Origin of the sequence: Microbispora sp. NPDC046973, assembly GCF_040644495.1 — a bacterium.
Classification (GTDB): domain Bacteria; phylum Actinomycetota; class Actinomycetes; order Streptosporangiales; family Streptosporangiaceae; genus Microbispora.
In genome coordinates, this window is the sequence record NZ_JBEYWQ010000051.1 from 1 (window position 1) to 26,568 (window position 26,568).

Sequence of the window (26,568 nt, forward strand, 5' to 3'; positions counted from 1 at the left end):
CGTCTCCTGCCGCGGCTGGCCCGACATGCCGCAGTTCGGCAGGGTGATGATGGAGGTCTTCTCGAAGTCCATCAACTCCGCATCGGCATGAGCACCTCTGAGGTGTCTCGGTGACGGTACTTCGGACCGTCACTGTCGGCGGCTCCCCCGTCCACGTCCTGGAGAGCGGCACCGGGCCCGCGGTGCTGATGCTGCACGGCTCCGGACCCGGCACGACCGGCTCCGGAGCCTGGGCGACGACGGCACAGGCGCTGGGCACGTCCTGGCACCTGGTGGCTCCTGACCAGGCGGGGTTCGGCCGTACACCCATCCCGGCGGGCTCCAGGGGTGGGCTCCGGCTGTGGACGGAGCAGGCCGCGGGCCTGATGGATGCTCTCGGTGTCGAGCACTACGCCGTGGTGGGCCACTCCATGGGCGGTGCCGTGGCGCTGGCGTTGGCGGCCGCGCGTCCCCAGCAGGTCACCCGTGTGGTGGCGGTCTCGACGATGGGCGCCCCCGGGGCGCCGCTGTCCGCCGACCTCGACGCGATCTGGGCCGCCCCCGCCGACCCGCTCGGGGCACGAGACATGTTGAGTCGCCTCGTCCTCGACCAAGCACTCGTGACCGAGTCGGCCGTCGCCGCCCGTGCAGCTGCGATGCGAGCGGGGGCGGCCGCATTCGCGTCGCTGTTCCCTCCACCTAGGGCACGTTGGGCCGACGATCTCACCCTCTCGGCGCAAACGCTGGCGGGGATCCGCGCGCCCGTGCTGCTCGTCCACGGTGCCGAGGACCGAGTCACCCCGCTCGGGACGGCAGCCCTGCCCCTGCTCGAACACCTGGCCGATGTCCGTCTGCACGTGTTCGGCCGATGCGGGCATGTGCCGGCGCTCGAGCACCCGGACGACTTCAGGCGACTCCTGTCGTGCTTCCTCGGCCGGGAACGAGGTCACTGATTGCCGCGACAGGCCCGCAGCCCGTGCTCAAGCAGATCAGCATGAAGCAGACGTGATCCGCGCAGAAGCCAGCGCCCTCCCCGAGACCCGAGCCATGACGAGGCAGTGGCCGAGGTCGGGTTCCCGAGCAAACGGTGGCGGGCGCCAGATCCCGCCTTCGTGCCTGAGGGTCCGACCGGGTCACCCCCACCGGCAAGCGCACGTCGATTACCACGTCGAGCGGCTCGCGCCGTCCCGCACGCGGGCGGAAGAGACTCCGCGTCAGGCCCTCCCGAGGACGCAGAACTCGTTGCCCTCCGGGTCGGCCAGGACGATCCACGAGACGTCGCCCTGGCCCACGTCGGCGAGCGTCGCGCCGAGGGTCTGCAGCCGGGCCACCTCCGCCGCCTGATCGTCACCGGGGTAGGGCAGCAGGTCGAGGTGGACGCGGTTCCATACGGTCGGCATGCCGGGCGTTGTGCGGACGAACTCGAGGTATGGCCCGACGCCCTTGGCCGAGCGCAGCCGCGCGTGATCGTCGGTCACCTCGTGCAGGGTCCAGTCCGTCGCCTCGCCCCAGAACCGGGCCATGGCCCGCGGGTCCGCGCAGTCCACCACCACCGCGGCGATCGGCCCGGTGTCCCGGTAGATCTCCCGGGGCTCCAGCACGCGGAACACGTTGCCCTCCGGGTCGGCCAGAACCGTCCAGGGGACCTCGCCCTGGCCCACGTCGGCGGGCGTCGCACCGAGCTCCTTCAGGCGCGCGACCAACTCCGCCTGGTGAGCCGCCGAGGTGGTGGCGAGATCGAGGTGCGCGCGGTACTTCACCGTTTCGGGGTCCGGGACGGTGACGACGTCGACGCAGACGGCGGAGGGGTCCGGCCAGACGAAGCCCACGGGTTCGACGTTGGTCACACCGGGTCCCTCGCTGGAAACTCCCCAGCCGAGCGCATCCGCCCAGAACCGGCCGAGCGCCGAGTCGTCGCGAGCCTTGAAGTTCACCTGAACAAGTTGCAGCGGCATGCCGCCAACCCTATTCCCAACCGACAGATCAGGATGAACCACGCGCTTTCGGCTCCACCGGCGGTAACGGGCACAGATCGGGAACTTCATCGAGCGGCCGAATGCACACCTGCAGAGCCGGACGGCAACGGTCAGCCCAGCGACGCGGTTGCCCCGGTCGCCCTACAGCTGCCGGCTGCGGCGACCTGGCAGGCTGGGACGTCACGAGCGCTGCAGGGAGGACAGGCCCCACAGTTCTGCGATGCGCCCGTCGAGCACCCTGAAGATCTCGAGCATGGTCCGTGACTGCTGTTCAGGAATGCCGCGTACGCTCGTGCGGACGGCGGCGGTGTCCCCTTCGACGACCATGTCCTCGACGACGACTTGGGCATCGGGGAACACCTCGTGGAACCGCTGCCACGCCCGGACGACGCTGTCTGGTCCGGTGGTGCCCAGGGGGTGGCTGTAGAAGTCGGCCGTGAAGATGTCGTGTGCGGCAGCATGGTCGTGAGCGTTGAACGCCGCGTACATGCGCCGGGCCACGGCCCGCACGTCATCGGTCATGGTTCTCCTGTTCGGTCACGTTCGCGCGGACGCGCCGCAGGACGCGCAGCACGATCTCCTGCTCTTGTGTGGTGACGCCGTCCAGTAGCCGCTCCTGGTCAACATCCCGGTTCCGTCCGGTCCTCGGGTGGCAGCCGGCCCACTCCAGCCTTCTCGATGATCTGGAGAGCGTTCAGCCCTGACGCAGGCCCCAGCGGTCTGCCCTGTGCCGTATGCCACCGCGTTCACGGACGCTCGGGAGCACCGAGCAGGCCGCGGTTGTATCCCTCCGCGACCGCGGCCGCACGGTCGCTGACGTCGAGCTTCGCATAGATGTTGAGCAGGTGCGTCTTGACCGTGGCCTCGGTGATGAACAGCCGGGCCGCCGCCTCGCGGTTGGTGTGGCCGGCCGCGACCAGGCGCAGCACCTCCAGCTCGCGCCGGCTCAACGGGCCGGCCGGCGGCGCCGGGGCACGCAGCCGGCTCACCAGGCGGGCGGCGACCGACGGAGAGAGCGTGACCTCGCCGCGAGCGGCCGAGCGTACGGCGCGCAGCAGTTCCTCCCGCGGCGCGTCCTTGAGCAGGTAGCCGGTGGCGCCGGCCTCGATCGCGGGCAGCACGTGGCTGTCCGTGTCGTAGGTGGTCAGCACCAGCACCCGGGCCGTCACGCCGCGCCGGGTCAGCTCGCCGATCGCGGTGACGCCGTCCATGCCGGCCATCCGCAGGTCCATCAGGATCACGTCCGGCCCGAGCGCCTCGGCCAGCCGGACCGCCTCGGCCCCGTCCGCCGCCTCGCCGACCACGGTGAACTCGGGGTCGCGGGCGAACATGCTGCTCAGCCCGTCCCTGACCACCGGGTGGTCGTCGGCGACGAGCAGTCTGATCGGGCCACTCACGAAGGCACCTCCGGCGCGTCGTCGGGCAGGCAGGCCGAGATCCCGGTCCCGCCCCCCACCTCCGATTCGATCTGCAACGTGCCCGACAGCGCCTCGATCCGCTGCCGCATCGCCACCAGGCCGAACCCCCCGTCGCGCTCGACATGGGCGGTCGGGTCGAAGCCGCGGCCGTCGTCGCGGACGTCGAGGGCCACCTGCCGGTCCATGTAGGAAAGGGTGAGACCGACGCGGGTGGCGGTGCCGGCATGCTTGGCGACGTTGGCCAACGCCTCCTGGGCGACCCGTAACAGGGCGACCTCGGCCTCCGGGCGCATCGTGCGGGTTTCGCCGGTGATCGTGACCTGGGCCGGGATGCTGTGGCGCGCCGACCACCTGCCCGCCACCTCGGTGACGGCGTCCGCCAGGCGGCCGGTCTCCAGCGGCTCCGGGCGCAGCTCGTTCACCGAGCGCCGCGCCTCGGTCAGGCTCTCCCGGGCCAGCGCGGTCGCCGCCGCGTGGTGCCGGCGCCACGCGGCCGGGTCGTCGGCCGCGTGCTCGGCGGCCTGCAACTGGGTGACGATGCCGGTGAGGCCCTGGGCCAGCGTGTCGTGGATCTCCCGGGCCATCCGGGCCCGCTCGTCCAGGACGCCGGCCGCGCGGGCCTGCTCGACCAGCCGTTCCTGCAGCGCCGCGTTCTCGGCCAGCGCCGCGGCCAGTCGCGCGTTGGCCTCCCGGGCCCCGCGCAGCGCCGCCTCCCGGGAGTCGTAGTACCGCGCGCCGATCTCGCCCATCCAGGCCAGCAGGCACATCGGCGCGATGTTGACGGCCAGGATCCCCAGGTATTCGAGGCGGCCGACCCAGGAGCCGGTGTCCAGACCGGTCGCCTGAGCCGTGCCGGCCACCACCGCGACGCCGGCGACGAAGTACAGCTCACGCGGCCAGCCGATGATCCGGTAGGCGTAGAAGTACAGCGCCGGCGCGTAGAAGCCGAACCACGGGTCGCGCAGAACCATGACCAGCCCGAACGCGACAAGGCCCGCCAGGAAGACGCTCATCACACCGATCCGGTCGCGCCACTGCGGGCGCAGCGTGAAGAGCGCCAGGCTCCACACCGCGGCCGTCGCGCAGAGCGCGAGGTCGATGGCGAGGGAGCCCGGCTGGTCGTGCTTGAAGGCGATGGTCAGGGCGGTCATGACGGCCAGCAGCACGTACGGGACCACGGTGACCATGGGCCGGAACCGCTGTTCCCAGCCCGCCGGGCCGGCCGTCTGCCAACTCTGCATCGCGTCCCTACTCCCAGCGGAACAATCTAGCGTTACCACGGCGGCCACGGCCGCTCACGCGGGCATGCGCTACGGCCGGACCGCCGGACGCCGGTTGATCTGCACGACCACGGCCAGCAGGAGCAGGCCGCAGACGCCCTGCTCGAACTTGAGCCAGAGCGGGAACACACCGGGCAGTGCGATGATCACCACGATCGCGACCAGCATGGCCGCGGTGACGACGCGCAGCCGCAGCAGCATCCGGCGGTCGCCGCGAGCCGCCCGGACCGCGAAGAACAGCGTGAGCAGCGAGGCGGCGGCGACGAGGGTGCTGCGGATCCAGACCGCGGTGGTGACCATCGCCGCATCGTGCCGAAACACGATCACCGCCGCCAGCGTCAGCAAGCTGACCGCGGCGTATCCGCTGATCAGCCAGACCACATTGCGCATGTCGGTTTGCCTCCGTCTCTCCGTTGCCGGACGGGAACCAGCGTCGCAACGGAGGCACCTCATGCGGATCGCCCGATCTCCCGAGCGGGCGGTGGATTCCGCCGCTCGCCCACCCGGTGGAACGACTCCACCGATCGGTGGACTCAGGGGCGTGGAAGCAGGGCGGGATCGGCAGCCCGAGGCCGACACCTCGGCGTGCGCAGGAGAGCGCGCGTGGCGAGGCGACCGGTCACGCGGTCACCTTCTGGAGGAACTCGCTCACGTTGACCGCCGTCCTGCTGATCTTCTCTTCGAGCGTGAGCGATTCGGGCATCCGCCCGCCCGGCCCGACCTCCTTCTTGCCCCGCAGGTAGAGGGAGCAGGCCAGGTCGGTGCAGATGTAGGCGCCCACGGAGTTGCCGCTGCCGCCGGTGCGGCGGGCGGTCATCAGCGACACGCCGTCGCCGGTGTGCGTGGTCAGGCAGAGCGAGCACATGCTGCGCCGTACGTGTCCGGCATTCGGGCTGGCCCGTCGTAGTGCCACCCCCACCAGACGGTCGCCCTGCTCGGCGACCAGGTACGCCCGACCCGGCGAGGAGGGATCCTGCCAGCCCAGGAAGTCCAGGTCGTCCCAGGGCCGCGCATCCAGGTCCCTCGGTACGGTAAGGCGTTTGACCTCGCCCTTGGTGCAGTTGACGAACGAGGCGCGGATCTCGCTCTCGGTAAGTTGCCTCATAGGCACGAACCTACCGACGGCAGGTTCAAACGGCAATCGATTATGTATTTCCCTAGGGATCCTAGGCAGACGGATCCTCGGCGGACAGGGCGGCACGCGTCCGGCGCCTGCGGCACGGCGCGACGGGCTCCGATCACCGCGCGTCTCGCGTCAGCGCCACGGCTCTTCGGGAGTGCCGTTTCGCCGGTCGTGGTGCGACAACAGCTTGGACAGCAGCTCGGTCAGCCGCTGTCGCTCCTCCGGTGACAGCGGAGCCAGCAGTTCGTCCTGACATTCGGCAAGCCGCTTCTCCAGCCGCCGCAACTGCCGTTTGCCCGCCGGGGTCAGCGAGATGATGTTGCGCCGCCGGTCGGAGGGGTCCGGGGCCCGCTCGACCAGCCCGCGATCGGCGAGTTCGTTGACCGTCGCGACCATGTCGCTGAGATGGATGCCACTGCGGCGGCCCAGCGCGGCCTGGCTGGCCGGGCCGTACTCCTCCAGCGTCGCCAGCAGCCGGTAGTGGTAGCCGCGGGCGCCGACGGACGAGAACCCGTCACCCACCAGGCGCTGCGCGTGGTTGGCGGTCTGGCCGAGCAGCCAGCTCGGCAGGCCCTCCCAGCGGGCGGGCGTCTCCTCGGTCTCCATGCGGCAAGTCTAACGAACCGTTTGCTCGACTAATGAATGTGCTATCGTTCATCGAGTAAACGTTAGTCGCCTGAACGTTCGGCGGCCGAATGAACCTCCTGGAGCTGAGACCATGATCAAGCCGTTCCGCATCGACATTCCCCAGGCCGACCTCGACGACCTGGCCGACCGGCTCGCCCGCACCCGCTGGCCCAACGAGGTCGCCGGCGCCGGATGGGACTACGGCTTCCCGCTGGCGCGGCTCCAGGAGCTCGCCGAACACTGGCGGACGAGGTACGACTGGCGGAAGCACGAGGCCGAGCTCAACGAGCTCCCCCACTTCACCACCGAGATCGACGGCCAGAACATCCACTTCGTCCACGTCCGGTCCGCGAAGCCGGACGCGCTCGCGCTGGTCCTCACGCACGGCTGGCCCGGCTCGTTCCTGGAGTTCCTCGACGTCATCGAGCCGCTGTCGCGCGACTTCCATCTGGTGATCCCCTCCATCCCGGGGTACGGATTCTCTGGGCCGACCCATGAGCGCGGCTGGGACATCGTCCGGGTGGCGCGGGCCTGGGCCGAGCTGATGCGCCGTCTCGGGTACGAGCGCTACGGCGCGCAGGGCGGCGACTTCGGCGCGGGCATCTCCCTGGCGCTCGGCGCGGTGGCCCCCGAGCGGGTCGTCGGGGTGCACGTCAACTACCTCCCGACCCGGCCGGTCCCGGACGCCGGCCTCGAGCTGTCCGCATCGGACGAGGCCCGGCTGGACAAGGTCAGGCGACTGATGGCGAACCGTCCGCCGTACCAGGCCCTGCAGGCTCTCACGCCTCAGACCATCGGCTACGCGCTGACCGACTCGCCGGTCGGCCAGCTGGTCTGGATCGCCGAGCGCTTCGCGCAGTGGACCGACCCCCGCTCGCCCATCAGCGACGACCGGATGCTCACCGACGTCTCGCTGTACTGGCTGACCGCCACCGCGGCCTCCTCGGCGCGACTGCACCACGACACGCCCCGGGGAACCGAGCCGTGCCCGGTGCCGGTCGGCGTGGCGGTGTTCCCCCACGACATCACGCAGTCGGTGCGGCCGCTGGCGGAGCGGTTGTACGACATCAGGCACTGGTCGGAGTTCGAGCGCGGCGGTCACTTCGCCGCGATGGAGGTGCCGGAGCTGCTCGCCGAGGACGTCCGGAACTTCTTCCTTCCGGGCGCGTCCTCGTAGTCCGGCAGGACGAGGGCCGCATGCCTCGCGTGGCCCGCGTCGGGGGCAGGCTCCGCCAGGCACAGGGGGTGACGAGACAAGCACTCTCCGTTACCATCCGATTACTGAAAGCAGAAGTTCGGCCCGCCCAAGGAGCGTCATGAAAAGGTTCGTCCTCGTCCCCGCCCTGACGGCCGCGACAATCGCGATCAGCGCCGGCGCCGCCTACGCCTCCCAGTACGTCGCCTATGAGGGACCCGGCTTCAGCGGCAGGTCGGTGGTCATCGACCGCTGTGGCGTGTCCAACATCCCCTTCCACGGGTCGTACCGCTGGTATGGCGACGGCCAGAGCGGCCGGATGTACAACCAGCCCGACGCGCAGGGCGTGGCCCACTTCACGCTCGCCGCCGACAGGAACGCGGAGCAGAGGACTCCGGTCGGCTGGAAGAGCATCTTCATCGTCTGCTGACCCCGGCTCCGCCACGCCCCGCCCCTCGGCACCCGCCGGGGGGCGGGGCGTTCCGCGTTGCGGGAGGAGGACCACCGTCCCCTCGTCGCGCGGCCCGACGCCCGCGCCGGGAAAACGCCGATGCGGACCGCCGGCGCCGGCTGAAAGACTGCGTGGATGACCGCATGGGAACCGAAGAACGATCTGCACCGCTATCTGCAAGCCGCCCGCGATGCTGTGCTGTGGAAGCTCGACGGGCTGTCCGAATATGAGATCCGCCGCCCGCTGACCCCCACCGGCACCAATCTCCTGGGGCTCGTCAAACACCTCGCCGGGGTGGAGGTGGGCTACTTCGGCGAGACCTTCGGGCGGCCGTTCGGCGAACCGCTGCCGTGGATGGAGGACGACGCCGAGGACAACGCGGACATGTGGGCCACCGCGGACGAGTCACGCGACGACATCGTCGGGCTGTACCGCCGGGTGTGGCAGCACGCGGACAGCACGATCGCCGCGCTCGCGCTCGACGACACCGGCCGCGTGCGGTGGTGGCCGGACGAGCGGAGCGAGGTGACGCTGCACCAGATCCTGGTGCACGTGATCGCCGAGACCAACCGGCACGCCGGCCACGCCGACATCGTCAGGGAGCTCATCGACGGAGCGGCCGGGGTGCGGGACGGCAACAGCAACCTGCCCTCCAGTGATCAGGAGTGGTGGGAGAGCTACCGGAACCGGTTGGAGCAGACGGCGCGGCAGGCCGAGCGGTCCGTGTAGACGAAGTGCCGCAGGCTCAGCGCGGCGGCGCCGTCGAAGGGCTGGCAGCAGCCCGGCGCCGCCGCGCTGAGCCCGGCCTCCGGAACCGGCCGTAAGTACGGTCGCCGGCGATGCGAACCATGCTTACGGCCGATAACGGCAGGGGGCCGCCGCCCGCAGGATGAGGGCCCATGCATCGTGAGAACACCTCCTCCCCCGCCGTACGCCTCCGGCCCGGCGAGGCCGGACACGCCACCACCTCCGCGGGCCGCCCGCGGATCGCCGCGCTCGACGTCGTGCGCGGGTTCGCCTTGTGCGGGATCCTGCTCGCCAACGTCCAGCCGATCGCGGCGACCGGCGCGTTCGTCGCGCCGTCCGCCCCCGGGGGAAGTGAGGCCGCCTGGCTGGGCCTGCTCGTCGAGCAGCGCTTCTTCCCGATCTTCTCCCTGCTCTTCGGCGTCGGGTTCTCGCTGCTGCTGGACTCCGCGGCCGCCCGCACCACCCGCCCGCGCGTGGTCCTGCTGCGCCGGCTCCTGGTGCTGCTCGCGCTCGGCGTGGCGCACTTCGTGCTGCTGTGGCACGGCGACATCCTGAGCACCTACGCCGCCATCGGCCTGCTGGTGCTCCTGCCCTCGACCTGGCTGCCCCGCTTGGCCGTCGCCGCCGTGGCCCCCGCGTTCCTCGCGGTGTCGCTGCTCGTCGGAGGCGACCGGCTCGTCCTCATCGCCGGGCTGTTCCTGCTGGGCTCGGCACTGGTGCGGTACGGCGTGATCGACCGGCTGGAGCAGTCGGCGCGTGTGCCGGCCGTGCTCGGACTGGTCCTGGCCGCCGCCGCGGCGCCCGTGCTGTGGCTCCAGACCCGGTTCGACACTGCCGACCGCGGTTTCGGTATCTCCCTGGCCGGGGCCGGGCTGCTGATCGCCGGGGTGTACGTGTGCGTCCTGCTGGTCGCGCTCAAGACCCCGCTGCGGCAGGTGCTCCAGACGGTGTTCGCGCCGCTCGGGCGGATGGCGCTGACCAACTATCTGTCCGCGACGGTCCTCGTGCTGGTGGCGGGCCTCGCCTTCGACAGCCCGCCGCAGACGTGGCCGGCCTCGACCGTGCTCCTGATCGCCGGCGTCATCCTCGCCGTCCAGTGGGTGTGGTCCATCCTCTGGCTGCGCCGCTACCGGCAGGGCCCGCTGGAGTGGCTGTGGCGCTGGGCCACCTGGGCCCGGCGCCCGCCCCTCCGCCGTGAGGAGACGACGTCACGGTCGCCGGCCGAGGACCTGCGGTAACGCCCGCCGCTTCCCCTGTCCTCCCCCGGCCAGCGCGCTCACCGCGGCGTACGCCTCGGAGAGCGACCTGTCGCCCAGCTCCCGGAACGGGGCCAGCGCCGGGACGTCCCCGGCGCGGGTCATCTCGGCCCGCACGACGTGCAGGTTCTCCTCGGCCACCCCGAGTTCCCGGAAGTACGTCCGCAGGTAGGGCGTCTGGAAGTCGAAGCCCTCCCGCGGGGTGCCGGGACCGTAGGCGCCGCCCTGGGCGGCGACCACGACCACCGTCGTGCCGCGCAGGCGGCCGCTTCCGGTGGCGGGATCGACGTACGCCCCCGGGAACGTCACCCGGTCGATCCACGCCTTGAGCGCGGCGGGCACCGTGAAGTTGTACATCGGAGCGCCGACCAGCACGGTGTTCGCCGCCAGCAGTTCCCTGATCAGCGGCAGTGTCAGCGCCCATTCGCGTTCCTCGGCCGGGCCGGCGGCCATCGCGGCCACCCGGTCGAGCGGGACGACCCCGTGCCGCTCCACCCGGCGGCCGAGCGTCGTATAGGCGTGGGACACCAGCGGCACGGGGTCGGCCGCCAGATCCCGGTAGCGGTACCCGTTCGTGCCGTGCCGCCGGCGCCACACCTCGGCGTACGACGCCGTCAGCCGGCGGGTGACCGAATCACCCGCGCGGCTCGCGCTGGAATCGACATGCAGCAATGACGTCACCTGTCACCTCTTCTGCCTCGTGTACGTCATGGTGGTGACGAGGCACGCGGGGGAAAGGTGACCGATGGGCGAGCACGACGGGCTGGCGGAGCTGTTCGAGACCCACCGTCCGCATCTGCGCGCGGTCGCCCACCGGATGCTCGGAACCGGGGGCGAGGCCGACGACGCCGTCCAGGAGACCTGGCTGCGGCTGAGCCGCTCCGACGTCGGCGCGGTCGCGAACCTGGGCGCGTGGCTGACCACGGTCGTCTCCCGCGTGTCCCTCGACATGCTGCGCGCCCGCGCCGCCCGCCGGGAGGAGGCGGCGCCGTACGACCGGGTGCGCGACGCTCAGGCGGTGGACGGCGCGGTGTGGGACGGCGCGGGCGATCCCGAGCAGGAGGCGGTGCTGGCCGACTCGGTGGGCCGGGCGCTGCTCGTCGTGCTGGACACGCTGGCGCCCGCCGAACGGGTCGCGTTCGTGCTCCACGACGTCTTCGGCGTGCCGTTCGACCAGATCGGCCCCATCGTGGGCCGGTCGCCGGTCGCCGCCAAGAAGCTCGCCAGCCGGGCACGCCACCGGCTGCGGGGCAGGCCCGAGACCGCCGGTGCGGAGGCCGCGCGGCACCGGCGCGTCGTGGACGCCTTCCTCACCGCCTCACGCGAGGGCGACATGGACGCGCTGATGACGGTGCTGGCGCCCGGAGTGGTGCGCCGGGCCGACCCGGCCGCGTTGCCCCCGGGCGCGCCGGCGGTGGTGCGCGGCGCGCGGGCGGTCGCGCGGGAGACCGTCGTCCTCGGCCGGCGGGCCCGGTTCGCCGAACCGGCGCTCGTCAACGGAGCCGTGGGTGTCGTGGTGGCGCCGCGCGGCCGGCTGCTGCTCGCCCTCGCCCTGACGGTCGAGGGCGAGCGGATCGCCGAGATCGAGGTGGTGGCCGACCCCGCGCGCCTGCGCGCGCTGGACCTCGCCCTTCTGGACCCTTCCCTTCAGACCCCCGCCCTTCCAGCCCCGGCCCTTCCGGACCCCGCCGTGTCAGGGTGAACCTGCGGCCTGGTGTAGGGTGCCGGTCACGGCGGCGACGACGCGAGGAGGTGAGCCCCATTACCGCTGAACAGGTCGGGTGCTCCCTTCTCCCCGTGCGTACGGTCGCGTAGCGGCAGGCGACCGCGGGAGCGCCCTCGGCACTCCGAAAGGCTCTCCCTTGTCACTGTCCTTCTCCCCCGCTCCTGACTCGATCGTGGCCCGGCTGCGGGCCGCCGGATGCGTGTTCGCCGAGGACGAGGCCCGTCTGCTGGTCTCCGCCGCGCGTACGCCCGCCGAGCTCGACGACATGGTGGACCGGCGCGCCCGCGGCCTGCCGCTGGAGCACGTCATCGGGTGGGCCGAGTTCTGCGGCCTGCGGCTGGCCGTCGACCCGGGGGTCTTCGTGCCCCGGCCGCGCACCGAGTTCCTGGTCCGTCAGGCCGCCGCACTGGCCCGGCCGGGCGCCGTCGTCGTCGACCTGTGCTGCGGCTCGGGCGCGATGGGCGCGGCGCTGGCGGCCGCCGCCGGGCCGGTCGAGCTGCACGCCGTGGACGTCGACCCCGCCGCGGTGCGCTGTGCCCGCCGCAACCTCGCCCCGGCGGGCGGCAGGGTGTACGAGGGCGACCTGTACGCGGCCCTGCCCGCCGCCCTGCGGGGCCGGGTGGACGTCCTGGTCGCCAGCCCGCCGTACGTGCCCACCGGCGCGATCGGGCTGCTGCCGCCGGAGGCGCGCGTGCACGAGCCGCAGGTCGCGCTCGACGGCGGCGCGGACGGGCTCGACGTCGTACGGCGGGTCGTCGCCGAGGCAGGCGGCTGGCTCGCGCCGGGCGGCCACCTGCTGGTGGAGACGAGCGAGGATCAGGCCCGGGTGACCACGGACGCCGTCGCCCGCGCCGGTCTCGTCGCCCGCCTGGCCCACGACGAGGAACTGGACGCGACCGCCGTGATCGGCGCCCTGCCGGGCGGCGCACGCAGGTGACGACCCCTGGGAAAACCGGTTGATCGGCTCCGGGTGCCCTTGTCCGGGCCCTCAGAGAGTGGAGGAGCACACCCGTGACAGAAACGACTTCTCTCCTGCTCGAACGCCTGCACACGGCCGGCCTGACCGACGTCGCCGCGGTCGAGCCGGCCTCCGGAGGCCTCGCCGCGACCGCGGGGCTCGCGCGCCGCGGTGACGGCACGCCGGTGTTCGTCAAGGCGTTCGGCGAGCCGCCGTCGGACGACGTCTTCGCCGCGGAGGCCGAAGGGCTCACCGTGCTGCGCGAGGCGGGCGGAGTCGACACGCCCGAGATCATCCTCGCGGACCGCGACCTGCTCGTGCTGTCCGTGCTGCGGCCCCGGCCGGACACCGAGGCCTTCTGGGAGCGGTTCGCGCATGCGCTCGCCCACCTGCACACCACCACGCGGTACCCCCGCTTCGGGTGGCACCGGGACAACTGGCTGGGCCGCCGCCGGCAGGTCAACACCTGGAACGACGACGGGTTCGAGTTCTTCGCCCAGCACCGTCTGCTGCGCTGGCTCGGCGAGCGTCGCGTCCAGGAGGCGCTCGACACCGCGGACCGGGCCGCGCTGGAGCGGCTGTGCGACCGACTGCCCGAGCTGCTGCCGGTCAGGCCCGCGTGCCTGACCCACGGCGACATGTGGGCGCAGAACGTCATGGCCACCCCCGACGGGCGGCCCGCGCTGATCGACCCGGCCGTGTCGTACACGTGGGCCGAGGTCGACCTGGCACACCTCTGGACGACTGCGCCGCCGCCCGAGGCGCGCGTGTTCTTCGAGCTGTACGCCGAGCTGACCGGGCTCGACCGCGACTGGCGCGACCGCATGCCGATCCTCCAGCTACGCCAGCACCTGGCGGTGATCGCCCAGTTCGACCCCGACTGGGGCGCCGCCGACCTCGTGCGCGCCACGCTCGCCCCCTTCCGGCGAAGGCCGTGAGCTCAGCCGAGGACACGAGGGGCGCGGGGGCGGTCGCCGCGGCAAAACCAGTTGATCGGCTTCGGGTGCCCTCGTCTATCGTCGGGGCCGTGCTAACCGACGTGCGGCTGCCGCAGGCCGAGACCCAGGAGCAGTTCATGGCCGTCCGGCGGGACGAGTCCCGTCTCGGCCCGGCCGTGTCGGCCCTGCTGGAACATCTCGGGCTCGGCGGCGAACGCGTCGAGCGCTTCGCCGACGGGTCGCTGCCGGTCTACGCGGTGGGCGACCGGCATGTGCTCAAGCTCTACCCCGAGGTCTACCTGCCCGAGGAATACGACACGGAGCTGACCGTCCTGCGGGCCGTCGAGGGACGCCTGCCGATCCCGACACCGCGAGTTCTGGGGGCGGAGCATCTCGAGGGGTGGAGCTACATCCTCATGACCCGCCTGCGCGGTGAGAGTCTCGCCGAGGCGTGGCCGCACATCCCGCGAGACGACCGGATGGAGCTCGCCGCCGTCGTGGGTGAGACGCTGGCGGCGCTCCATTCGGTCTCCTCCCCCGCCGTCGACGCCGCCGTGGGCCCGCCCGACTGGGGCGGCTTCCTCCGTACGCGGCGGCAGGAGTGCGTGGCCCACCACCGGGCCGACGGGCTGGACGAGACGTGGCTGGCGCAGATCCCGGCCTTCCTCGACAGCGTCGAGCTGCCGCCGTCCGCGCCCGTGCTGCTGCACACGGAGGTGATGCGCGAGCACCTGCGGGTGGTGCGGGACGGCGACGGCTGGCGGCTGTCGGGCCTGTTCGACTTCGAACCGGCGATGCGGGGCGCGCGGGAGTACGAGTTCGCCTCGGTGGGGCTGTTCTTCTCCTGCGCGGAGACCGGGATCCTGCGCCGTCTGCTCCTCGCGTACGGCTACCGCGAGTGCGACCTGGGCGAGGAGCTGAGCAGGAGGCTGCTGGCCTACGCCCTGCTGCACCGCTACAGCAGCCTCGCCTGGTATCTGACCCGGCTGCCCGCGCCGCCGCGGCCCACCCTCGACTGCCTGGCCGCGCACTGGTGGGCCCTGTAGGCCGGGGGCGCCGCACTACCGGCAGGCCGCGGCGACCGGGGTGCAGAACCGCACCTCGGGGTAGCGCGGCGACGGCTCGTCCAGCAGGGGCTGCGGCTCGTGACGCAGGTGCCGGTCGAGGAAGGCGCCGACGTACGCGCGGGTGATCTCCACGGCGCGGGCCGCGGACAGATCGCCCGGGACGGCGATGCCGAGAGCGCCGGCCAGGAGCGGCACATCGGTGAAGGACTGATGGTCCGCCCCGGGCAGGACGAGCCAGCGCTTCCATCCGGTCAGGAGCCTCCAGTCGCGGTCCCAGGAGTTGTCACGGCCTGCGGGCCGGTGGCCGGCCGAGCCCATGAACAGGAAAGGCCGCGACAGCCCGCCCTTCGGGATCCTGGCGTAGGTGGTGCCGTCCATGTCGATCCCGGCGCGCACCCGCGTGTCCTTCAGCATGGCCGCCACGGCGCCGGCCCCGCCGATCGACTGGCCGGCCATCGCGATCTCGTGCGGGTCGATCAGGGAGGAGCCCTCCCACGTCGCGTCCGGTCCCGTCAGCCGGTCGAGCACGAAGGAGACGTCGGCCGCGCGGACCCCGGCCACCTTCGTGCCGAAGCCGGGGTCGGTGTCGCTGTCGCACGCCACGCATTCGGCGACCCGCCCGTCCGGGAACGTCGTCGCGTAGTTCTCGTAGGTGTGGTCGACGCCGGCCACCACATATCCCCTGCTGGCCAGTTCCTCGGCCAGGGCGGTGAGCGTGCTGCGGGGCATGGTGAACCCCGGCGACAGCACCACCAGGGGCAGGCCGCCCTTGCGCCCGGCCGGTCTCGCGCCGTCGAAGGCGTTGGTGCGGGTGCGGCTCAGCGCGTCGTACGGCACGCCGGTCACGTTCTTGCCCTTCAGCGTGAGCTCGGACTCCTTGGCGGTCATGTAGGGGGCCCGCCGCCCCTCCCCCGCCTGAGCCGGATACCACAGGGTGACCATGAGGTCCCTGGCCTTCACTTCGGGCACCCAGGGGTCGGGGCGGGAGGTGTCCTTCAGATACAGGGTGGTCGCGCCGACCGGATGGGGGCCGGTGGGCGCGGGCAGGGTGGCGGCGCCGGTGGGCGCGGCCGACGGGGCGGTGGCCGCGGCGGCGACGGTCCTGGGCGGGGCCGGCGCGGCGCAGGCGGCCGCGGCGAGGACGACCAGCCCGGCGACCGCCAGGTCTTTCACGGCATGACTCATGAAGCGGTCCGTCCTTTCGCACGGCGCGTGCTCGCGTGCGCGCCGGTCACTTGTGCAGCAGGTTCAGGGCCTCGTCGAGCGCGGGATCGCGCCCGGCGGCGGCGTCCTGCGGGGTCGGCGGCACGTGGTGGTCGGGCGCCACGCCGACCCGGTCGATCACCTCGCGGCCGGGCGCCAGATGGCGTGTCGACGGGAACGTCAGGGTGGTGTTGTCACCGAGGAGGTACGGCCGCGCCGGGCCCGAGACGGCGCCCGCGGTTCGCGTTCCGACCAGCTGTCCGAGGTGCAGGTCCTTGACGGCGGAGCTGAAGTGCTCGCAGGCCGAGGCACAGCCGCGGTCGGTGAGCACCACCAGCGGCAGGCCGAGCAGCGGCACGCTGTCGTCGGTCCGCATGGGTGCGCACGCATCGTCCCCGGTGCTCAGGGAGGCCGTGCACTGGTACGCCGTGATCTTGCCGTGGGCGAACCCGCCCAGCAGCCGGTTCGCCTCGTCAGGGCTGCCGCCGCCGTTGCCGCGCAGGTCGAGAACGACACCGGTCAGCGTGCGGCCGGTCCTCATCCTGGAGATCGCCCGGAAGACCCGGTTCGCGACGTCGGGCGCGAAACCGCTGAGCCGTACGTAGGCGATGCCGTCCTGCAGGAGCTCGGACGTCACCACCTGCACGGCGGCCGGATCGGGCTGGTAGAGGCCTGGCTTGAGCGTCACGGTCCAGCGCCGGCCGGTCTCCTGCCGCAGCAGGCGGAGCCGGACCGGCCCTGCTTCCGGATATCGCGGATACAGCGCGGCGACGGCGGCCGGGGTGACCGCCTGGCCGATGAAGGGCGCCGATCCGTTGACGGATTCGACGACGTCGCCCGGGCGAAGCCCCGCGGCCTTCGCCGGTCCGCCCAGGACGTCGGTCACGAACAGCGGAGGCAGGGCGGTCCCGGGGTTGACGCTCACCTGGGGGCCGGCGCTGGCACGCAGGCCCAGGCCGTACTGGTCGCCGTCGTAGGACGCCGGCGGACGCCGGCCTCCGTGGTTCCAGCGGGCGTGGTCGTCGCCCAGACCGGCCACGATGGCCTGCAGGGTGGCCTCGGCCAGCCTCTCCCGGAGGTGGGCGTCGTCCGGCAGCCGGTCGGTGACGCGCCGGTAGGCCGCCTCGAACGCCGCCCAGTCGGCCTCGCGGTCACCGGTGAGCGCCGGCATCGTGGCCTCGGGCGAGTCGCGCCCGCTGCGGTTGAGCTCCTGTGTGAAGGCCGTGAATCCCGCGCTCAGCAGCGAACGGGCGTCCAGCGTGGCCCCGCTGTAGTAGTTGGCGAGGATGCAGAAGTACGCCTGCTCGACGACGTCGATCGTGGTGGGCGTCTCCGGCGGGGGATTCCCCCGGGGCTCGGCGCACACGGCCGATCCACCGGCGGCCGTCGCGGAAGGCTGCGCGCGGGGCGGTGTCTGTGCCGTACAGGCGGCCGTCAGGAGCAGGACGACGCCGGCCGCCATGGTCCTGGCGGTCGTCACAGACGCCTCCGAACCCACCGGAAGCACAGCGCCGTGAGACCGAGGGCGAACAGTGCGTAGATCGCGGTCTCGATCCACTGGAACTGCCAGAAACGCTCGAACGGCTGGTAGGTCGCCTCCTGCCGGTAGCCCAGCCGGTTGATCTCGGCGAGGCAGCCGCCGAAGCCCTGTCCCGGATCCCGGGACTGCTGGGAGGGCGCGCACGGTCCCGACGTCGTGGACACGCGAACGGTGACGGGGGCGCCGTCGCCGCCGACCACGCGTCCGGACGGATCGGTGAGGCGGCTGGACAGCACCCAGGCGCCCGTGTGCCCGGGTATCGCCGAATCCAGGAACACCTGCGGAAACTCCGCGTCGCTGGACTTGTTGAACGAGTCCACGTTCTCCGGGCTGAGCGCGAAGGATGAGCTGACCGGAGGGAGCAGGTGGGGCCGGACCGTCAACGGCATGGCGATCTGAACCGCCGCGAAGACGGCCAGGGTGAGGGCCATGGCGGGCAGGGTGCGTCTGACCATCAGCCCCACGGTCACGCCGAGCACGAACGCGAACGCCGCGTACGCCATGGGGACGATGCCGCGGGCGCCGAACACCAGGGGATCCATGAGCGTGAAGCCCGGCGCGGCGGACTTGTCCAGGGGGGCGGACCACCAGGACACCGCGGCACTGCACAGCCCGGCGGCGGCCGTGGCGGCCAGGCCGGTGACCGTGAGCTTGACGGCCAGCCAGCGGGCGCGGGTGATGCTCTGGCTCCAGACCAGCAGGTGCGTGCCGGCCTCCAGCTCGCGGGTGATCAGCGGCGCGCCCCAGAAGAGACCGACCAGGGCCGGAAGGATCAGCACGATGACGGTGACGGCCAGGAACGGCGTCTGGTAGTCGTCGAAGAACCGGTCGAAGAAGCGTGCGCAGTCGCCGTTCCGGGTGCAGGCGGTGATCCCGGCGGAGTAGCCGGAGGCCAGGCCGGGGCCCGTCAGCGCCAGGACGGCGGCGAGCACGACGAGCGCGGCGGCCGTCGCCGCGGCCGCGACGCGGAACTGGCGCCAGGTCAGCCAGATCATCGCTGCACCTCCAGGACCGGTCGCCCCTGGGCGGGAGCCGGCCCTTCCATGTAGGCCAGGACGAGGTCTTCCAGGGTGACCTGGCTGACGGTCCAGGCGGGGTCGTGGATCGGGGCGTCGGTGCGGACGATCAGCGTGCTCTGCCGGTCGGTGTGGCTGGCGGAGACGACGTGCTGATCGGCCGGGAGCCGGTCGGGGTCGCGCCGCGGGCCGGTGAGCCGGTGGTGGGTGGCCAGCAGTTCCTCGACCTCCCCCGCCACCCGCACGCGCGAGCCGACCAGCACGATCAGGTAGTCGCAGGTCCGTTCCAGGTCGGAGACCAGGTGGGAGGAGAGCACCACGCTGAACTCGTGCTCGGCGACGGCCTCCATCAGTCCCTGCAGGAACTCGCGGCGGGCCAGCGGGTCGAGCGCGGCGACCGGCTCGTCCAGGATCAGCAGCTCGGGCCGTTTGGCCAGGCCCAGAGTGAGGGCGAGCTGGGCGCGCTGCCCGCCCGACAGCCTCCCGGCCCGGTGCCGGGGATCGAGACCGAGCCGTTCGACGCGCTCTCGCGCCAGTGCGGCGTCCCAGCCGGGGTTGAGCCGGCCGCCCAGCCGCAGGTGGTCGGCGACGCTCAGCCCCGCGTAGACGGGGGTGTCCTGGGCGACGAACCCGATCCTGGCCAGCTGCGCCGCGCCGCCCGCCGGATGGCCGCCGAGCACGGTGATGCTTCCCGCCGTCGGCGCGAGCTGGCCGGCGGCCAGCTTGAGCAGGGTGGTCTTGCCGGCGCCGTTGGGACCCACCAGCCCGACGACGTGGCCGGCCGGGATGTCGATGGTGCAGTCGCGCAGCGCCCATCGCTTGCCGTACTTCCTGCCCAGGCCCCGGGCCTGTAACACGGTGCTCACGCGATGTCCTCCTGAGAGGCGGTCCGGAAGGTGGTCATGAACAGGGCCTCGATGCTTTCGTCGTCGAGCCCGGCCAGGCGCGCCTTGGCCAGCCATCGGCGCAGGTCCTGCCGCAGCCGGCCGTGCGCGGCAAGCGAGGCGTCGGTCAGCGTCCTGGTCACGAACGTCCCGACCCCCGGCCGGGCGGCCACCAGGCCCTCGTGCTCGAGTTCGCGGTAGGCCTTCAGCACCGTGTTCGGGTTGATCGCCAGCCGCGCCACGACGTCCTTGACGGTCGGAAGCCGATCGCCTTCACGCAGCAGGCCCAGCCGCAGCGCGTGCCGCACCTGCTGGACGAGCTGCAGGTAGGGCGAGACACCGGACCGGCCGTCCAGGTAGAACTCGATCACTGAAACCTCTATTCATCTAGGTTCCTAGTACTTTAGGTACGTAGATGTTAAGCGGTCGTAAGGATCAACGGATAGACCTGTCAGCGCGCCGCGGCGCCGGTGACGTAGTCGTGCAGGCGGGCCGATCCTTCGAGCATGGCGACGGCCGTGGAGGCGAGGGCGGCGCCGCGTTCGGCGAGAGCGGCGCGCAGGGCCTCGGTGCTGCCGGTGCGGCGCAGGCCGTCGAGCACGTCCCCGATCCGCCCCAGCGGATACCGCGCCTGCCGGAGCATGTGGATCATGCGGGCGTCGCGGACCTCGGCCGGGCCGTACCACCGGTAGCCGGTGCCGGGCTCGCGCTGCGGCGTCAGCAGCCCGGCGGCCTCCCACACCCGCAGCGCCGAGGCGCGTACGCCGAGGAGCGCGGCCACCTCCCCGATGCGCAGGGCGGACGGCGGCGCCGCCGGGCCGCCGGGATCCTGCCCGGCCACCGCCTCGAGTGCCTCCCCCGTCGCCCGCAGGGCGAGCCGCTGCCGGTGCAGCGCGGCGTGGCAGGCGTCCACGAGGGCGAGCGCGCCCGTGAGGTCGCCGTCGTGCACGGCCAGCATGATCGAGCGGGCGGCCTCCCAGCCGTACCCCTTGGCCAGCGCCCGGTAGGCGAGCAGAGCCTCGCGGTGCCGCGTGTCGAACCTGCGATAGCCCGCGGCCGTCCGCTCGGCGGGCGGGAGGATGCCCGCGTCGGCGTAGTTGCGGATCTGCTGGGTGGAGACCCCCGCCTCCCGCGCCAGATCGACCGGGCGCAGCGCCCTGTGACTCACCTGTGGCTCACCGGACTCGAGGCTTCGGGGCGCATCGGCTCATGGTAATCGCCCGCGAGTCGCACGCCCGCTCGTCAGGTGACGGCCCGGCGCAGGGCGTAGACGGCGGCGCCGGCGGCCAGCACGGCGGCCCCGGAGACCACCGACGACAGCGGCAGGGCGAAGGCCAGGACCAGGCACCCGGCCAGGCCGACGGCGGGCACGGCCCGCGGCGGCCGACCCTCACCCGGGCCGAGGGTCCAGGCGCTCGCATTGGCGACGGCGTAGTAGACCAGCACGCCGAAGGAGGAGAACCCGATCGCGCCGCGCAGGTCCGCGGTCGCGGCCAGGATCGCCACGACCGCGCCGACGGCCAGCTCGGCGCGGTGGGGCACCGTGAAGCGCGGATGGACGGCGGCCAGCGCGTGCGGCAGGTGGCGGTCGCGGGACATGGCCAGCGTGGTGCGGGACACCCCGAGGATCAGCGCGAGCAGCGAGCCGGTCGCGGCGATCGCGGCGCCCGCCCGTACGACCGGGGCCAGGCCGGGGTGCCCGGACTCCCGCACGACGGCGGCCAGGGGTGCGACCGCGTCGCCCAGTCCCGCGCCGCCCAGCACGGCGAGCGCGGACACGGCGACCGCCGCGTAGACGACCAGGGTGAGCCCGAGCGCGAGCGGAATCGCACGGGGGATGGTCCGCGCCGGGTCGCGCACTTCCTCGCCGAGGGTCGCGATGCGCGCGTAGCCGGCGAAGGCGAAGAACAGCAGACCCGCCGCCTGCACCACCCCGCCGGCGGTGGCGTCGGCACCGACGTCCAGCCGTCCCGGGTCCGCGGCGCCGGAGGTCAGGCCGGCGACCACCACGGCGGCCAGCACCGCGAGGACCACCCCGACGATGACCCGGGTGAGCCAGGCGCTCTTGTGGATCCCCGCGTAGTTCACCGCGGTCAGCGCCACCACGGCCGCCACCGCCACCGCGTGGGCCTGCTCCGGCCACACGTAGGAGCCGACGGTCAGCGCCATCGCCGCACACGAGGCGATCTTGCCGACCACGAACGCCCACCCCGCCAGGTAGCCCCAGAAGTCGCCCAGCCGCTCCCGGCCGTACACGTAGGTGCCACCGGAGGCGGGGTAGCGCGCGGCCAGCCGGGCCGAGGACGTCGCGTTGCAGTAGGCGACCACCGCCGCGGCCGCCAGCCCGAGCAGCAGCCCGGACCCGGCCGCCCGCGCCGCCGGCGACAGCGCGGCGAAGATCCCCGCGCCGATCATCGAACCCAGCCCGATGACAACGGCGTCCCCCAGGCCGAGCCGGCGCTCCAGCGGTCCCTGACCGGCACCGGCCGGTGTGCCCATGGCGACCTCCACTGACACCGATCCCGACATCGATCACCGTACTGCCCGGCCGGGCGCGCGGGCCTGCCGGGCGTTCCGTCTCAGGGCCACAGGCGATGCCGCGCCCAGGCGGTCTCCTCGCGGATGTAGCGCAGCCGGGTGTGCCGGCGGTCGCGGTCGGCCTGCCAGAACTCGACTTCTTCGGCGCGGACGCCGTACACGGTCCATCCCGGCGCGACCACCCCGGGATCGGCCTCGATCGCGGCGTGGGCCGCGCGGAGGGCGTCGTCGAGGTCGGACGGCTTGTCCAGCACCTGCGACTGGCGGCCGGTCAGTGCGTCGGCGCGCGCGCCGGGGGAACGCGCGAGGAAGTCGGCGGCGCCGCGCTCGGCGTCCTCCGGGACGGCCGTGCCCCGCACCCGGACCTGACGGCCCTGCTCGGGCCAGTAGAAGCACAAGGCGGCGTACGGAGCGACGGCCAGCTCCCGTCCCTTGCGGCTGCCCGCGCTCGTCGCGAAATACCAGGTGCCGTCCGCTGCGAGGTCCTTGCAGATCAGCACGCGAGAGGACGGCCGTCCGCGGCCGTCGGCGGTCGCCAGCGACATCGCATGCGGTTCACGCACTCCGGCATCGACCGCCGAGGTCAGCCATTCCACGAACAGGGCGACCGGGTCGGACGGCGCGGCGTCGACGTCGAACCCCGGAAGTTCGGTGTCGAAGACCGGAAGCCCCCGCAACAGATCGCGAATCGAGCCCACCGCCACGTCGTCCCCCACGATCACTCCTCCGCTTCGAGCCGCCGTGCTCACCACCGCGAGCCCGGGACCTGTTCCATTACACACTGTTCCATCAAATGGGTTTGATGTATTGTCCGCTCATGGCGTCGTCCGATCAAGCCCTTCCGGCGTTCGTGCGCCTGGCCGCCCACACGCTGCGCTGGCGGCTGCTGACCGAGCTCGCCGCGGGCGACCTGCGGGTCCGTGAGCTGATGACGCTGGTCGAGGCGCCGCAGAACCTGGTCTCCTACCATCTGCGGCTGCTGCGCGACGGCGGCCTGGTCACCGCGACGCGCAGCAGCCGCGACGGCCGCGACAGCTATTACCGGCTCGACCTGGACCGCTGCGCGCAGGCCCTGGCAGACGCCGGGGCCGCCCTGCATCCGGCACTGCGCGGCGTCCCCGAGCCGCCGGCGCCTCCATCGCGGTGGCCCCGCCTCTCCGTGCTGTTCGCCTGCACGGGAAACAGCGCCCGCTCACCGATCGCCGAGGCTCTGCTGCGCCATCACACGGCCGGTCGCGTGACCGTGACGAGCGCCGGCAGCCGGCCCGCGGCCCGGACGCACCCGCACGCCGTACGCGTGCTGCGCGAGCAGTACGGCATCGACATCGCCGACCGGCGGCCCCGCCACCTGGACATGCTGCGGGGCCGCCGGTTCGATTACGTCATCACGCTGTGCGACAAGGTCCGCGAAGCCTGCCCGGAGTTCGGCGAGCACGTCCGGCGGATCCACTGGAGCACCCCCGACCCGGCTGCGGCAGGCCGGTCGGAGCAGGACGTCCACGCCGCCCTCGACCGAGCGGCGGCGGACATCGACACGCGCATCCGTTACCTACTGCCCGTCCTGGCTCATACTCCGGAGGCTCACACATGACGGTGACCGGCCACTACGCCAGCGTCCGCTACCTCGTCGACGACGTCCGGGCGGCCGTCGGCTTCTACACCACCCATCTCGGCTTCACCCTGAACAGCAACGCCGGACCCGCCTTCGCCGACGTGGTGCGCGGGCCGCTGCGGCTGCTGCTGTCCGGGCCCGCCAGCTCCGGCGCCCGCGCCACACCCCCCGAGGCCGCCGGCGCGGGCCGCAACCGCATCCAGCTGGTCGTCGACGACCTGGACGCCGAGATCGGCCGGCTCCACGCCGCAGGGCTGTCCTTCCACGGCGAGGTGGTCACCGGCCCAGGCGGCCGGCAGATCCTGCTCCCCGACCCCGCCGGCAATCTCGTCGAGCTGTTCCAGCCCGCCGACCGGTCCTGACCTCGGCGGGCCGGGCCGGTCGCGTCCGGCGCTCCCGCACCGGCGCCAGGCGAAGCGTTTACCCGCGCCGCCGCGTGGCGTCCGGCCGTGCCGGGGAGCCTCCGATCGCACGCGAGCACGCGGGCGGAACCCGACGACCGGGCGAGGACGGAGACGGCGTGGACGATCGTGATTCACCGGCGGTGCGCCGCCGCGACCTGCTCGGCCTGTCCGCCGCCGCCCTCGCGGGGGCGGTGACCGTCACGGCCCCCGCGGCGGCCGCGCAGGAGGCGGAGGTGACTCCGCCCGAGGACCTCATGCGCGAGCACGGCGTGCTGAAGCGGCTCCTGCTCGTCTACCGGGAGGGCATCCGGCGCATCGAGGGCGGCGAGCGGACGCCCGCGCAGCCGCTGAACGCCGCCGCCCGCATCATCCGCGGCTTCATCGAGGACTACCACGAGCATCTGGAGGAGGAGTACGTCTTCCCCCGGCTGCGCGAGGCCGGCAGGCTCACCGGCACCGTCTCGGTCCTGCTGCTGCAACACCGCCGAGGACGCGAGCTGACCGGGCGCGTCCTCGCCGCCACCCGGCACACCACGGGAGCCAGGGCCGCCCACACCCTGGTCGCCGACATGGCGGCGTTCGTCCGCATGTACGAGCCGCACGAGGCGCGGGAGGACACGGTGGTGTTCCCCGCATTCCGCGAGGTCGTGCCCGCCAAGGAGTTCCTCCGCCTGGCCGAGCTCTTCGAGGACGAAGAGCACCGGCGTTTCGGGCCGCGCGGTTTCGAAGGCGTGGTCGACCAGGTCGCCGACATCGAGAAGGCGCTCGGCATCTACGACCTGTCCCGCTTCACTCCCGACAGGTGATGCACGCACCCCGGCCGGCTCGTCATGCGTCGTCACCCAGGCGGGCGGCGCGAGCGTTGAGGTAGCGCCGGCGCGGCAGGCTCGCCGCCCGCCGGGCCGCCACCAGGTAGGCCTCGCGTGCCGCCGCCCGCCGCCCGGCCATCTCCAGCAGGTGCGCGCGCACCGCGGGCAGGCGGTGGTCGCGGGCGAGCCGTTCGTCGTCCTCCAGCCCGTCGAGCAGGTCCAGCCCCGCCCGCGGGCCCCGGCTCATCGCCACCGCGACCGCCTGGTTCAGCGATGTCACGGGGTTGTCCGACATCCCCGTCAGCACCTCGTACAGCGCGGCGATCTGCGGCCAGTCGGTCGCCTCCGCGCTCGGCGCCTCGTCGTGCAGGGCGGCGATCGCCGCCTGGACCTGGTACGGCCCGGGCCTACCCCGCGACAGGGCCGCGTCGACCAGCGCCACGCCCTCGGCGATGCGGGCGGCGTCCCACAGCGTCCGGTCCTGCTCGGCCATCGGGATCGGCGTGCCGTCCGGGGCGGTGCGCGCGGCGCGGCGGGCATCGGTGAGCAGCATGAGCGCGAGCAGCCCGGCCGCCTCGCCGTCGTCCGGCAGCAGCCGGTGGACGATGCGGGCCAGCCGGATCGCCTCGGCCGTCAGGTCCTCCCGGCGGGGCCCGGCCTCCCCGGCGTACCCCTCGGTGAAGACCAGGTAGAGCACGTGGAGGACGGCGCGCAGCCGCGCCTCGCGGTCGGCTCCCACGGGCATGCCGAACGGGAGGCCGCTGTCCCTGATGCTCTGCTTGGCCCGGGTGATGCGCCGGGTCATGGTCGCCTCCGGCACCAGGAACGCCCTGGCGATCTGCGCGGTGGTCAGGCCGCCGACCGCGCGGAGGGTGAGAGCGATCTGCGAGGCGGGGGACAGCGCGGGGTGGCAGCACATGAACAGCAGGATCAGCGTGTCGTCGGATTCCGCCGTGGACGCGTCCGCGGCGGGCGCGAGCCTCCACTCGGGAAGCGCCCGCCTGCCGGCGGCCTCCTCCCGCTCGCGCCTGGCCTGCTCGGCGCGCAGCAGGTCGGTGAGCCTGCGGGCGGCGACGGTGACGAGCCAGCCCAGCGGGTTGTCCGGCAGTCCGTCCTCCGGCCAGCGGACGGCGGCGGCGAGCAGCGCCTCCTGCACGGCGTCCTCGGCGGTGTCGAAGTGGCCGTATCGTCGCACGACCGCGCCGAGGACCCGCGGCGCAAGGGCGCGCAGCAGGTCCTCGGCCTCGCCGCGAGGCGTCGTCACAGCTCCAGCTCGGCCTGCGACCCGGCGATCGGACGCACGTCCACGTACCACTCGTGCGCCGGGGCCGCGCCCTCGGGATGCGGGGTGTGCGCCAGGCGCGCGGCGATCTGCGTCGCCCGGTCGAAGCTGTCGCACTCGACGATCGTGTAGCCGGCCAGGACCTCCTCGGTCTCGGCGTAGGGGCCGTCGGTGACGACGGGGACGCCCTCACGCAGCCGGACCCTGCGGGCGTGGACGGGAGCGGTCAGGCCCTGGGCGTCGACGAACTCCCCCGACTTCACCAGGTCGTCGTTCCACTCCGTCATAAACGCGTGCATGGCCGCGACGTCCTCGGCCGACCAGGCGGGCCCGCGGCCCGGCCGTCCCGACAGGACGTCGTAGTCCTGCTGCGAGCCGTACAGCATGATCATGTATTTCACGGTTCGTTCCTCTCCAGCGGGCGTCTTCCGCACCGCTTCACCAAGGACGTCGAAGCCGGCCCCCGGATCCGGACACCCCGTGAGCACGAAAGACCGTCCGGCCACTGTGCCGGAGCGGCCGCGGGCACTGTCAAGCGC

The 26,568-nt window shown here is 72.9% G+C and carries 30 protein-coding genes; 12 read left to right on the forward strand and 18 right to left on the reverse strand.

The window, feature by feature from the left end; genetic code table 11:
* The first annotated feature begins 110 nt into the window (after nt 1-110).
* A complete protein-coding gene (locus tag ABZ860_RS40820; protein WP_357231504.1) occupies nt 111-932 on the forward strand; it encodes an alpha/beta hydrolase in 822 nt (273 codons plus the stop codon).
* A gap of 261 nt (nt 933-1,193) precedes the next feature.
* Here the strand turns inward: ABZ860_RS40820 and ABZ860_RS40825 are convergent, their stop codons facing one another.
* The 7 genes from ABZ860_RS40825 to ABZ860_RS40855 all read right to left on the reverse strand — a co-directional run bounded on the left by ABZ860_RS40825 (nt 1,194) and on the right by ABZ860_RS40855 (nt 6,382).
* A complete protein-coding gene (locus ABZ860_RS40825) occupies nt 1,194-1,934 on the reverse strand; it encodes a VOC family protein (RefSeq protein WP_357231507.1) in 741 nt (246 codons plus the stop codon).
* Between the two features lie 201 nt (nt 1,935-2,135).
* Nucleotides 2,136-2,477, reverse strand: coding sequence for a nuclear transport factor 2 family protein (locus tag ABZ860_RS40830; protein WP_357231510.1), 342 nt, complete (start codon nt 2,475-2,477; stop codon nt 2,136-2,138).
* 224 nt (nt 2,478-2,701) lie between these two features.
* Nucleotides 2,702-3,352: a response regulator transcription factor gene (locus tag ABZ860_RS40835; protein WP_357231513.1), complete on the reverse strand. Its 651-nt coding sequence runs from the start codon at nt 3,350-3,352 to the stop codon at nt 2,702-2,704.
* On the reverse strand, nt 3,349-4,614 hold the full coding sequence (locus ABZ860_RS40840; RefSeq protein ID WP_357231516.1) for a sensor histidine kinase: 1,266 nt from the start codon (nt 4,612-4,614) through the stop codon (nt 3,349-3,351). The genes ABZ860_RS40835 and ABZ860_RS40840 overlap by 4 nt, the downstream gene beginning before the upstream one ends.
* Nucleotides 4,615-4,683: 69 nt before the next feature.
* Entirely contained in the window at nt 4,684-5,043 is a 360-nt protein-coding gene (locus tag ABZ860_RS40845) for a hypothetical protein (protein ID WP_357231519.1), read from the reverse strand.
* A 229-nt stretch (nt 5,044-5,272) separates the two neighbouring features.
* Nucleotides 5,273-5,758 (reverse strand): FBP domain-containing protein, encoded by a 486-nt coding sequence (locus ABZ860_RS40850; RefSeq protein WP_357231522.1) that lies wholly within the window; start codon nt 5,756-5,758, stop codon nt 5,273-5,275.
* A gap of 150 nt (nt 5,759-5,908) precedes the next feature.
* Entirely contained in the window at nt 5,909-6,382 is a 474-nt protein-coding gene (locus tag ABZ860_RS40855) for a MarR family transcriptional regulator (protein ID WP_357231525.1), read from the reverse strand.
* Between the two features lie 112 nt (nt 6,383-6,494).
* Here ABZ860_RS40855 and ABZ860_RS40860 point away from each other — a divergent pair, with 112 nt between their 5' ends.
* The 4 genes from ABZ860_RS40860 to ABZ860_RS40875 all read left to right on the forward strand — a co-directional run bounded on the left by ABZ860_RS40860 (nt 6,495) and on the right by ABZ860_RS40875 (nt 10,034).
* Nucleotides 6,495-7,580: an epoxide hydrolase family protein gene (locus ABZ860_RS40860; RefSeq protein ID WP_357231528.1), complete on the forward strand. Its 1,086-nt coding sequence runs from the start codon at nt 6,495-6,497 to the stop codon at nt 7,578-7,580.
* 139 nt (nt 7,581-7,719) lie between these two features.
* Nucleotides 7,720-8,028, forward strand: a complete 309-nt coding sequence (locus tag ABZ860_RS40865) for a MiAMP1 family antimicrobial peptide (protein ID WP_076441895.1) — start codon at nt 7,720-7,722, stop codon at nt 8,026-8,028.
* A 156-nt stretch (nt 8,029-8,184) separates the two neighbouring features.
* A complete protein-coding gene (locus tag ABZ860_RS40870; RefSeq protein ID WP_357231531.1) occupies nt 8,185-8,778 on the forward strand; it encodes a DinB family protein in 594 nt (197 codons plus the stop codon).
* Nucleotides 8,779-8,948: 170 nt separating this feature from the next.
* On the forward strand, nt 8,949-10,034 hold the full coding sequence (locus ABZ860_RS40875) for a DUF418 domain-containing protein (protein ID WP_357231534.1): 1,086 nt from the start codon (nt 8,949-8,951) through the stop codon (nt 10,032-10,034).
* Here the strand turns inward: ABZ860_RS40875 and ABZ860_RS40880 are convergent.
* Nucleotides 10,005-10,733 (reverse strand): NAD(P)H-dependent oxidoreductase, encoded by a 729-nt coding sequence (locus ABZ860_RS40880; RefSeq protein ID WP_357231537.1) that lies wholly within the window; start codon nt 10,731-10,733, stop codon nt 10,005-10,007. The two genes, ABZ860_RS40875 and ABZ860_RS40880, sit on opposite strands and share 30 nt — an antisense overlap.
* Before the next feature lie 64 nt (nt 10,734-10,797).
* Here ABZ860_RS40880 and ABZ860_RS40885 point away from each other — a divergent pair, with 64 nt between their 5' ends.
* The 4 genes from ABZ860_RS40885 (at nt 10,798) to ABZ860_RS40900 (ending at nt 14,720) form a co-directional block, all read left to right on the forward strand.
* The gene (locus ABZ860_RS40885; protein WP_357231540.1) at nt 10,798-11,754 is read left to right on the forward strand and encodes a sigma-70 family RNA polymerase sigma factor; all 957 of its coding nucleotides are present in this window, start codon (nt 10,798-10,800) and stop codon (nt 11,752-11,754) included.
* Nucleotides 11,755-11,914: 160 nt separating this feature from the next.
* On the forward strand, nt 11,915-12,715 hold the full coding sequence (locus ABZ860_RS40890) for a putative protein N(5)-glutamine methyltransferase (RefSeq protein ID WP_357231543.1): 801 nt from the start codon (nt 11,915-11,917) through the stop codon (nt 12,713-12,715).
* A 74-nt stretch (nt 12,716-12,789) separates the two neighbouring features.
* Nucleotides 12,790-13,674: a fructosamine kinase family protein gene (locus ABZ860_RS40895; protein WP_357231546.1), complete on the forward strand. Its 885-nt coding sequence runs from the start codon at nt 12,790-12,792 to the stop codon at nt 13,672-13,674.
* An 89-nt stretch (nt 13,675-13,763) separates the two neighbouring features.
* A complete protein-coding gene (locus tag ABZ860_RS40900) occupies nt 13,764-14,720 on the forward strand; it encodes an aminoglycoside 3'-phosphotransferase/choline kinase family protein (RefSeq protein WP_357231549.1) in 957 nt (318 codons plus the stop codon).
* Nucleotides 14,721-14,735: 15 nt separating this feature from the next.
* Here the strand turns inward: ABZ860_RS40900 and ABZ860_RS40905 are convergent, their stop codons facing one another.
* From ABZ860_RS40905 to ABZ860_RS40940, 8 genes are all read right to left on the reverse strand, one after another.
* Nucleotides 14,736-15,926, reverse strand: a complete 1,191-nt coding sequence (locus tag ABZ860_RS40905; protein WP_357231553.1) for an alpha/beta hydrolase — start codon at nt 15,924-15,926, stop codon at nt 14,736-14,738.
* Between the two features lie 46 nt (nt 15,927-15,972).
* The gene (locus tag ABZ860_RS40910; protein ID WP_357231556.1) at nt 15,973-17,424 is read right to left on the reverse strand and encodes a S41 family peptidase; all 1,452 of its coding nucleotides are present in this window, start codon (nt 17,422-17,424) and stop codon (nt 15,973-15,975) included.
* Nucleotides 17,421-18,479, reverse strand: coding sequence for an ABC transporter permease (locus tag ABZ860_RS40915; RefSeq protein ID WP_357231559.1), 1,059 nt, complete (start codon nt 18,477-18,479; stop codon nt 17,421-17,423). The genes ABZ860_RS40910 and ABZ860_RS40915 overlap by 4 nt, the downstream gene beginning before the upstream one ends.
* Nucleotides 18,476-19,366, reverse strand: coding sequence for an ABC transporter ATP-binding protein (locus ABZ860_RS40920; RefSeq protein WP_357231562.1), 891 nt, complete (start codon nt 19,364-19,366; stop codon nt 18,476-18,478). Before ABZ860_RS40920 ends, ABZ860_RS40915 begins: the two co-directional genes overlap by 4 nt.
* A complete protein-coding gene (locus tag ABZ860_RS40925; protein ID WP_357231565.1) occupies nt 19,363-19,755 on the reverse strand; it encodes a GntR family transcriptional regulator in 393 nt (130 codons plus the stop codon). The genes ABZ860_RS40920 and ABZ860_RS40925 overlap by 4 nt, the downstream gene beginning before the upstream one ends.
* Before the next feature lie 80 nt (nt 19,756-19,835).
* Entirely contained in the window at nt 19,836-20,552 is a 717-nt protein-coding gene (locus tag ABZ860_RS40930; RefSeq protein ID WP_357231568.1) for a MerR family transcriptional regulator, read from the reverse strand.
* Between the two features lie 74 nt (nt 20,553-20,626).
* On the reverse strand, nt 20,627-21,883 hold the full coding sequence (locus tag ABZ860_RS40935) for an APC family permease (protein ID WP_357231571.1): 1,257 nt from the start codon (nt 21,881-21,883) through the stop codon (nt 20,627-20,629).
* A gap of 80 nt (nt 21,884-21,963) precedes the next feature.
* On the reverse strand, nt 21,964-22,638 hold the full coding sequence (locus ABZ860_RS40940) for a pyridoxal 5'-phosphate synthase (protein ID WP_357231574.1): 675 nt from the start codon (nt 22,636-22,638) through the stop codon (nt 21,964-21,966).
* Nucleotides 22,639-22,739: 101 nt separating this feature from the next.
* Between ABZ860_RS40940 and ABZ860_RS40945 the strand changes: the two genes are divergently transcribed.
* The 3 genes from ABZ860_RS40945 (at nt 22,740) to ABZ860_RS40955 (ending at nt 24,744) form a co-directional block, all read left to right on the forward strand.
* The gene (locus ABZ860_RS40945) at nt 22,740-23,513 is read left to right on the forward strand and encodes an ArsR family transcriptional regulator (protein WP_357231577.1); all 774 of its coding nucleotides are present in this window, start codon (nt 22,740-22,742) and stop codon (nt 23,511-23,513) included.
* On the forward strand, nt 23,510-23,896 hold the full coding sequence (locus ABZ860_RS40950; protein WP_357231580.1) for a VOC family protein: 387 nt from the start codon (nt 23,510-23,512) through the stop codon (nt 23,894-23,896). The genes ABZ860_RS40945 and ABZ860_RS40950 overlap by 4 nt, the downstream gene beginning before the upstream one ends.
* A gap of 158 nt (nt 23,897-24,054) precedes the next feature.
* Nucleotides 24,055-24,744: a hemerythrin domain-containing protein gene (locus tag ABZ860_RS40955; RefSeq protein ID WP_357231583.1), complete on the forward strand. Its 690-nt coding sequence runs from the start codon at nt 24,055-24,057 to the stop codon at nt 24,742-24,744.
* Nucleotides 24,745-24,766: 22 nt separating this feature from the next.
* On the opposite strand, the gene ABZ860_RS40960 is transcribed toward ABZ860_RS40955, so the two are convergent.
* Together ABZ860_RS40960 and ABZ860_RS40965 are read right to left on the reverse strand one after the other, a co-directional pair.
* Nucleotides 24,767-26,011 carry a sigma-70 family RNA polymerase sigma factor gene (locus ABZ860_RS40960; RefSeq protein WP_357231586.1) on the reverse strand — a complete coding sequence of 415 codons (1,245 nt, stop codon included), beginning with the start codon at nt 26,009-26,011 and terminating at the stop codon, nt 24,767-24,769.
* Nucleotides 26,008-26,421: a YciI family protein gene (locus tag ABZ860_RS40965; RefSeq protein WP_357231617.1), complete on the reverse strand. Its 414-nt coding sequence runs from the start codon at nt 26,419-26,421 to the stop codon at nt 26,008-26,010. Before ABZ860_RS40965 ends, ABZ860_RS40960 begins: the two co-directional genes overlap by 4 nt.
* Between the last annotated feature and the right edge of the window lie 147 nt (nt 26,422-26,568).

Bases quoted from the DNA above. Each gene is read 5' to 3' on its own strand.
- ABZ860_RS40850 (WP_357231522.1), bottom strand. From the start codon at position 5,758: ATGAGGCAACTTACCGAGAGCGAGATCCGCGCCTCGTTCGTCAACTGC.
- ABZ860_RS40885 (WP_357231540.1), top strand. From the start codon at position 10,798: ATGGGCGAGCACGACGGGCTGGCGGAGCTGTTCGAGACCCACCGTCCG.
- ABZ860_RS40905 (WP_357231553.1), bottom strand. From the start codon at position 15,926: ATGAGTCATGCCGTGAAAGACCTGGCGGTCGCCGGGCTGGTCGTCCTC.
- ABZ860_RS40945 (WP_357231577.1), top strand. From the start codon at position 22,740: ATGGCGTCGTCCGATCAAGCCCTTCCGGCGTTCGTGCGCCTGGCCGCC.
- ABZ860_RS40915 (WP_357231559.1), bottom strand. From the start codon at position 18,479: ATGATCTGGCTGACCTGGCGCCAGTTCCGCGTCGCGGCCGCGGCGACG.
- ABZ860_RS40830 (WP_357231510.1), bottom strand. From the start codon at position 2,477: ATGACCGATGACGTGCGGGCCGTGGCCCGGCGCATGTACGCGGCGTTC.
- ABZ860_RS40845 (WP_357231519.1), bottom strand. From the start codon at position 5,043: ATGCGCAATGTGGTCTGGCTGATCAGCGGATACGCCGCGGTCAGCTTG.
- ABZ860_RS40935 (WP_357231571.1), bottom strand. From the start codon at position 21,883: ATGGGCACACCGGCCGGTGCCGGTCAGGGACCGCTGGAGCGCCGGCTC.
- ABZ860_RS40825 (WP_357231507.1), bottom strand. From the start codon at position 1,934: ATGCCGCTGCAACTTGTTCAGGTGAACTTCAAGGCTCGCGACGACTCG.
- ABZ860_RS40875 (WP_357231534.1), top strand. From the start codon at position 8,949: ATGCATCGTGAGAACACCTCCTCCCCCGCCGTACGCCTCCGGCCCGGC.
- ABZ860_RS40950 (WP_357231580.1), top strand. From the start codon at position 23,510: ATGACGGTGACCGGCCACTACGCCAGCGTCCGCTACCTCGTCGACGAC.
- ABZ860_RS40865 (WP_076441895.1), top strand. From the start codon at position 7,720: ATGAAAAGGTTCGTCCTCGTCCCCGCCCTGACGGCCGCGACAATCGCG.
- ABZ860_RS40965 (WP_357231617.1), bottom strand. From the start codon at position 26,421: ATGATCATGCTGTACGGCTCGCAGCAGGACTACGACGTCCTGTCGGGA.
- ABZ860_RS40870 (WP_357231531.1), top strand. From the start codon at position 8,185: ATGACCGCATGGGAACCGAAGAACGATCTGCACCGCTATCTGCAAGCC.
- ABZ860_RS40860 (WP_357231528.1), top strand. From the start codon at position 6,495: ATGATCAAGCCGTTCCGCATCGACATTCCCCAGGCCGACCTCGACGAC.
- ABZ860_RS40855 (WP_357231525.1), bottom strand. From the start codon at position 6,382: ATGGAGACCGAGGAGACGCCCGCCCGCTGGGAGGGCCTGCCGAGCTGG.
- ABZ860_RS40840 (WP_357231516.1), bottom strand. From the start codon at position 4,614: ATGCAGAGTTGGCAGACGGCCGGCCCGGCGGGCTGGGAACAGCGGTTC.